Origin of the sequence: Carnobacterium sp., from assembly GCF_032094055.1 — a bacterium.
GTDB lineage: Bacteria > Bacillota > Bacilli > Lactobacillales > Carnobacteriaceae > Carnobacterium_A.
Map to the genome: position 1 here is coordinate 35,649 of NZ_DAMDAK010000012.1, position 2,422 is coordinate 38,070.

The window sequence follows — 2,422 nt, forward strand, 5'->3', positions numbered from 1 at the left end:
GTATCCTCAAAAGAGTTTAGCGGATAATGTCCGCTAAGCAAAAGAGTAGGGAAGACTGTAACAAGCATCGTTATGTAATGAACACTAATTTGTTTGAAGAAACTCCACTGCCTGATTTCGTATATTACACTCGCTACACATAAAAAGAAAATAATGAGCCAGTTAAATAAGAAAGTGTTTGCTTCAAACGTTGAGCCTTGAGAGTTTTTCCACAAAGATAAGATGAACATGAAGACAAAAGAAAGTACTCCTCTTCTTAATCCTTTTAAAAATAACTTCATACAATTCTCCTTTCGTATTTTTACTATTTGTAAGGTTTCTATATTAATAGTATAATGCATATCTAATTAAAATAACATTTATTTTTAATTTTCAGGAGCTTACTAATAAAATTAACTAAAAGAACGTGGAACACGTTAGTTGGATTTTATTACAATTGAGGAGTTGATTGTTGCATGATAATAGTAAAAGAATTCAAAAAAAATAATCATATCTTTAGTTATTTTGAGAAAAATAATGATTCTAAAAAGAACATAATATTTTTACATGGTTTAAATAATAATAAACATTTTTATTATAACTTGATTGATTCTATAGATGACTATAATTGCTATGCATTGGATTATAGAGCTCATGGAAAATCAACTTCTGATGGAGCATATACTTTAGATAGTTTTTCTGATGATATTTTATCCTTTATAAACTATTTGAATGTTGAAGATAATTACTACATCGTTGCCAGTTCTTTATCTTGTTGGCTAGTATCAAATTTAGAAGGAAAGATTAACCCGAAAGGTGTTATTTTTTTGGATGGAGGCTATTATTCACCAAAGGATATTTCGGATAATGCTACTGTTGCAATAAAATTTCCAGTATTTGGATCCTTAAAAGATTTAAATGAAGAGATAGTGAAAGAGGTTGAAAGTTTAAGAGAAGAAGACATTTTTTTAACTAATAAAGAATTGCAGCACGTATATAATGCACTCATGAGTACATATACAGTCTCTGATAATGAGAAACGTAGTTATTCGAATATCCTTCCGGAAAGCGCGTTTAATTCTCTGATTAACGATTTAAATACAAAAGAAATAGGAATACTGAAGAACGATAAATTAATTCTTTTATTATCCAATTCAAAAAATAATAACATAGAAGGAAATCATATATTACAAAAAGAGCTAGACTTAAATTCTCATTTGTTTTATAAAATTGAAACTATACACCATAGTGATCATTTGCTAATGTTAACTTCTGTTAATGAAATAAAAGAAACTATACAAAGATATTTTAATTAATAAAAAAAGAATATGTTTGAACAGTATAGTTCATAGCAGAATGAAGAAGCGCTGGTATGTATAAGGATGCATATTGATTTAACTATTTCTTTTTCACAAAAGTAAGGGTACTTTTTATCCCATTAAATGGAGGACTCAAAAATGTCTATAAAGACTGCGACTCAAACCATATTAAATTTTATTGCGCTTGATATAGTTTTTAATCCCGTTGTGAATCTTATCATTCCGGTTAGCGGTTTAGGAGTTTTCTTAAGTTTCTTATACTGGGGTATACTTTTGGTTTTCTCTTATCATTTGTCTATCTTCCTAAAAATATAAACTTTGTCGTATACACCCATAAGCTTATGAGTTAAGCAAGAAATAGTAAATAGGTTAAAAACTAATAACCTTATTTTCTTATTTCCAGATAATATAATGTTATGATTAAAGTAGCGTATCTTTAGAGATAAATGAGGAGTTAATTTAAATAACTACGTCTAAATTTTAAAAAATAAGTATTCAAGTCCGAACTGGTTAAGCTTTAAGCCGTAGAGTAGCAGTCTTGAATAGTGTTGATATGGAAGTGATAATGTTCCCATATTAACCTTTTTTAAAAAAATTATTGCGGAGAATGACCTGCTGTCAGGTCAACATAAGTAAAGTTTAATAATGATTCTTTAGCAACAATTATGAGGTAGATAAACTTTTAATAAGTATAGGAGTGAGAAGATGATTGAATTAGCGATGTGGCTGTTGATGGTAGGAGTAGTGTTGCTTTTGATGTCAAAAATCAGTCAATTAAAAGAGGATGTGGCTCGTATGAACACCACATTAAATGCTATTGCTAAACAAGTTGATGTGCCTGATCCGATAAATGATGAACTAAAAAATAGCATTTTAGAACTCATTTCAGAAGGGGAAAAAGTTAAAGCAATTAAAGAATATCGAACTGCTACTGGAGCAGGACTAGTTGAGGCTAAACAATATATTGATTTTTTAAGTGAATAAAAAAGAAACTTAATTTAAATAGATTTTTAACGTACTAATTATTTGATTTTATGTAGCTAAATCTTCAATTTTCATAAGTTGGTTTAGTTTACCTCGGTAAAAGTAAGCGTTATCCTTAAAGTAACTTAAAAGGAGGTCTT

General features: G+C 28.7%; 3 protein-coding genes. 2 read left to right on the forward strand and 1 reads right to left on the reverse strand.

What is annotated here, in order from left to right; translation table 11 throughout:
• Positions 1 to 281: DUF3021 family protein (locus RT405_RS03360; RefSeq protein WP_313467548.1), on the reverse strand; the 281-nt coding region annotated here is incomplete at its 3' end.
• 174 nt (positions 282 to 455) lie between these two features.
• Between RT405_RS03360 and RT405_RS03365 the strand changes: the two genes are divergently transcribed.
• The gene (locus RT405_RS03365; protein WP_313467550.1) at positions 456 to 1,295 is read left to right on the forward strand and encodes an alpha/beta fold hydrolase; all 840 of its coding nucleotides are present in this window, start codon (positions 456 to 458) and stop codon (positions 1,293 to 1,295) included.
• 708 nt (positions 1,296 to 2,003) lie between these two features.
• A complete protein-coding gene (locus RT405_RS03370) occupies positions 2,004 to 2,282 on the forward strand; it encodes a hypothetical protein (RefSeq protein ID WP_313467551.1) in 279 nt (92 codons plus the stop codon).
• The last annotated feature ends 140 nt before the right edge of the window (positions 2,283 to 2,422 follow it).